The sequence below is a fragment of the bacterium endosymbiont of Bathymodiolus sp. 5 South genome (assembly GCF_900128535.1).
Classification (GTDB): Bacteria; Pseudomonadota; Gammaproteobacteria; order PS1; family Pseudothioglobaceae; genus Thiodubiliella.
Genome location: NZ_FQTR01000141.1, coordinates 1 through 4,151 on the forward strand (window position 1 = coordinate 1; position 4,151 = coordinate 4,151).

A 4,151-nucleotide genomic window follows, 5' to 3' on the forward strand; every position below is an offset into this window, starting at 1 on the left:
CTATTTTTTTGTTTTGGCAAAAAGTTGGGTTGTGTATGGTAAGAAGTCGCTATTTTTTCTATTGCACTCAGTAAAATATTGTCAGTCAAAATATAGTGCGATTGTTTTGAATGTTTAAGAGTGGTTTTACGGTTGGTTGTTTTGGGTTTTTAAGGGTTGACTAAATATGAATAAGCAAAGCAAGGAACCGCGCTATTTTTGTCATCTATTTGGGCTGGGATCACAGGTTAAAACATAGATTCTTCTGAGACCATCTTGTTTTTTTGATAGGTGCGATAACTCACTCCATTTCCAGCATATTTTATTATGTGTTGAGTCTCTCCTGTAATATTATTACTAATGTTATAATGAGGTAATTTTGCGTTTGCAACACAAAATCCTTTTTTAGTATAAACGCTTCCCATCCATGCGTCTACCACTAAAGAATTCTCGTTCCATTTCTCAGGTTCAAATAGGGGAGTGCGTTGATCGCGATTAATTAAGTTGAAGGTATGGTCAGGTTTTTCAGTTGCTATATATTCTACTGTCATATCAGGATGATTTTTTCTTAATTCGTTCAGCATAATAAGCGCACATTCCGAACAATTAGCAACTTTATATGTGTCAATGACTAAATCCTCATATTCCTTGCTTGCAAAAAATTGTATAAAATCATTGGGATAGGGAACTCCAGTCTGACTTATAGTAGCAATACGAGCAGCTGCATCATGTCGTAGTTGTGTTATTTTTAGACTCGTTGTTCGGGTATTAAATTCTGAAAGATAACGATTCCGGGTAGAAGATTCCAATGTGCCTAGTTTTTTAAAAACATTTGATTGAAAATTTTTTTTTTTGCATTAGTTCTCTTTCCTCACTTGACCTGTGTGATAGTGCATCTTTATCTATTCTATATTTTCTAGGAACTAGTCTTTCGGTTTCTACATTGTTGATTCCTCCAGCAGCACCTTCTTCCACAGTTTCTTGTTCAGGTGTTTCTTTAACATGCCCTGTTGGGTCAATATATTCAAGTGGATTGTTGCCCACATAAACATACAAATTCAAGCCATCAACCGATCCTGCTGCATCAGGGCTTACCCATCTCGCTAGCCAAGGGGCTAGGTATCTGGCACCGTAATAACATAAACCACTGTTGTCGTCTCTTTCTTTACCTGTGTAGCGGTAGCGTTTTTGCTGCACTTGGGTTTTGTCTTTACCTGCGATGATGGCAGTGCCGCCATAGGGGTAGTAGTGCTCGTAGCTAAGGGTTTGGGCTTTGTCATCCAGCTCTAAGGTGTTGGATTGTAGATGACTGTTGAGTTGATAGCGGGTTTGGCTGGGATTTTGAGTGTTGTCTTTGCTGCTTTCGCTGAGGATGTGGGTACCAATGTGTAGAGTTCTGCTTTGTTGTTTTGCTTGGTTGGTTGGTTGAGATGTCTAGTGCGGGTAGGTAGTCTCTTTGACTTTGTGCTTGATTGTTAGATTCAACTACACTGCGGACTCGCTTGCCTTGATAATCATAAACATAATATTGTGTGGGCTTATCTGGTTTACTGAGTTTGTTAAGGGTGTTGTTGTAGTACCAATTTAAAATACCAATGTTATCTAAGACTAACAGGTTGCCATTGGCATCAAAGTCGCTGGTGGATTGTTGGGTTTCGGTGCCACGGTTACTGTTAGGGTGGATGGTGAGAGTTTGTTGCCAATTACCACTGCTTGCTTGGTGTGATAGATTGGTTAGGTTGTTGCCTGTGTCGTAGGTGTAAATTTTCCGGTAGAGTTCTAGGGTGTTCATAATTGTTAGCGCTTTTTTAATTTAATATTCATAGCAAATCTAAGCCCTTATTGAGAGGAGACTTTGCATAATAAATATGAATAAGCAAAGCAAGGAACCGCGCTATTTTTGTCATCTATTTGGGTTGGGACTACAGGTTAAAACATAGATACTTCTGAGTCCATCTTGTTTTTTTCATATGTGCGATAACTCGTCCCGCTTCCAGCATATTTTATTATATGTTGAGACACCCCTGTGATATTATTACTAATGCCATAATAATATAATTTGTTGTTTACAGCAGAAAATTCTTTTTTAGTATAAACATGTCCTGCCCATGCGTCTACCACCAAAGAACTTTCATTCCATTTCTCAGGTTCAAATATGGGAGTACGTTGATCGCGATTAATTAAGTTGAAGGCATGATCAGATCCTTCTGTTAATAGATATTCTACTGTCATATTAGGATAATTTCTTCTTAACTCGTTCAGCATAATAAGCGCACATTCCGAACAATTAGCAACTTTATGTGTGTTAAAGACTAAATCCTCATATTCCTTGCTTGCAAAAAATTGTATAGAAGCATTGGGAGAGGGGAGGCCAGTCTGCTTTATATTAGCAATATGACTATCTATACTATTTCGTAATTGTCTCATTCTTATACCTATTATTCGCTGCTTATGTCCTCCAAGATTAGAGTTTCGGCTAGAAGATTCCAATGCACCCAGTTTTTTTAAAACATCCGATTGAAGAATATCTTGTTGTGCTTGATCCATTTCCTTTGAATTGTGTAATAGTACATCTGTATCTATTCTATATTTTTTAGAAACCTCTCTTTCGGTTTCTATATTGTTTACTCCCCCAACAGCACCTTCCTCCACAGCCTCTTGTTCGGGTGTTTCTTTACCATGCCCTGTTGGGTCAATATACTTAAGTGGATTATTATCCACATAAACATACAAATTCAAGCCAGCAATCGCACCCACTGAATCTGGGCTTATCCATCTTGCCAACCAAGGGGCTAGGTACCTAGCACCGTAGTAGCATAAACCACTGCTGTCATCTCTTTCTTTGTTCGTGTAGCGGTAGCGTTTTTGCCGCACTTGGGTTTTTCCTTTACCTGCGATAATGGCAGTGCCACCATGGGGATAATAATGTTCGTAACTAAGGGTTTGGGCTTTGTCATCCAATTCTAAGGTGTTGGATTGTAGGTGGCTGTTGAGTTGGTAGTGGGTTTGGTGCGGGGTTTGGGTGTTGTCTTTGCTGCTTTCGCTGAGGATGTGGGTGCCGATGTGCAGGGTGGTGCTTTGTTGTTTTGCTTGGTTGGTTGAAAGATCTAGTGAGGGTAGGTAGTCTCTTTGGCTTTGTGTTTTCTGGTCAGATTCAATGACAGTGCGGACTCGCCTGCCTTGGTAATCATAAACATAGTATTGTATGGTGTTGAGTTTGTCTGTTTTAGTCAGTTTATTTAAGGTGTTGTTGTAGTGCCAATTTAAAGTGCCAATGTTATCAAGGGTTAGTAGGTTACCGTTGGCATCAAAGTCACTGGTGGATTGCTGAGTTTGGGTGCCACGGTTGTTGTTTGAGTGGATGATGAGGGTTTGTTGCCACGCACTGCTGTTTGCTTGGTGATATAGGTTGGTTAGGTTATTGCCTGTATCGTAGGTGTATATTTGCTGGTAGGGTTCTAGTGAAATCACGATATGGTGCAGCGGCTTGTTTGTCGTCTTATCCTAGGTAATCTACTATCAGGTGCAAGATATTCATGCATATCTCCACGAGGCGGCAGGGTGTAATGGCCCACTAAACTTGGACACATTTTAAGCCACTTTTTCAAATTCAGCCATCTTCTGAGCAGGTGTTAAATACCCAATCGCTGAATGAATCCTTTTGTAATTGTAAAAGTAGATATAACTTTCTACATTTTGCACGACTTCATAATGATTTGCAAAGCTTTGGTAATTTAATCTTTCAGTTTTAAGACTTCTAAAGAAGCGCTCCATCACTGCATTATTCCAACAATTACCTTTTCTACTCATGCTTTGAGCAATGTTGTTTTGATTGCAATAATCAATAAAAGCCTTAGACGAATACTGAGTCCCTTGATCTGAATGGAACATTAAATTACTGGTGTTTGGTTTGTGTCTTGCAATGGCATTATTCATTGCATCTTGTGCTAATTGAGCGTTTGGATGCTTTGACAAGGACCATCCAACTACTTGTCTTGAAGCCAAATCAAGGACGCTGGCTAAATAGTCGCCCCTTAAAAACCATTCCAAACAAACCAAAACCACCCATTTTTCCAACCATCTAAATCAACAAAACTGCTTTTTATCCAGTACCGCAAAAAACCTTAGGTATTTTACAAAAAATAAACCCAGTTTTTGCCAAAACAAAAAAA

The 4,151-nt window shown here is 39.1% G+C and carries 4 protein-coding genes and 1 pseudogene; all 5 read right to left on the reverse strand.

Translation table 11 applies throughout. The features are described from left to right. Window positions 1–227: 227 nt before the first annotated feature. On the reverse strand, window positions 228–788 hold the full coding sequence (locus tag BBROOKSOX_RS12230) for a hypothetical protein (protein ID WP_257607834.1): 561 nt from the start codon (window positions 786–788) through the stop codon (window positions 228–230). Window positions 789–801: 13 nt separating this feature from the next. Next, complete coding sequence (locus BBROOKSOX_RS12235; protein WP_257607835.1) at window positions 802–1,176, reverse strand: RHS repeat-associated core domain-containing protein; 375 nt, start codon at window positions 1,174–1,176, stop codon at window positions 802–804. A gap of 79 nt (window positions 1,177–1,255) precedes the next feature. Next, on the reverse strand, window positions 1,256–1,771 hold the full coding sequence (locus BBROOKSOX_RS12240) for a hypothetical protein (protein ID WP_257607836.1): 516 nt from the start codon (window positions 1,769–1,771) through the stop codon (window positions 1,256–1,258). Window positions 1,772–1,908: 137 nt separating this feature from the next. Next, window positions 1,909–3,450: an RHS repeat-associated core domain-containing protein gene (locus tag BBROOKSOX_RS09175; RefSeq protein WP_139661273.1), complete on the reverse strand. Its 1,542-nt coding sequence runs from the start codon at window positions 3,448–3,450 to the stop codon at window positions 1,909–1,911. A gap of 120 nt (window positions 3,451–3,570) precedes the next feature. Further along, a pseudogene (locus tag BBROOKSOX_RS09180) lies at window positions 3,571–4,005 on the reverse strand (IS3 family transposase); the annotation flags it as partial. Between the last annotated feature and the right edge of the window lie 146 nt (window positions 4,006–4,151).

Coding starts and splice junctions, on each gene's coding strand:
- BBROOKSOX_RS12240 (WP_257607836.1), bottom strand. CDS start 1,771: ATGAACACCCTAGAACTCTACCGGAAAATTTACACCTACGACACAGGC.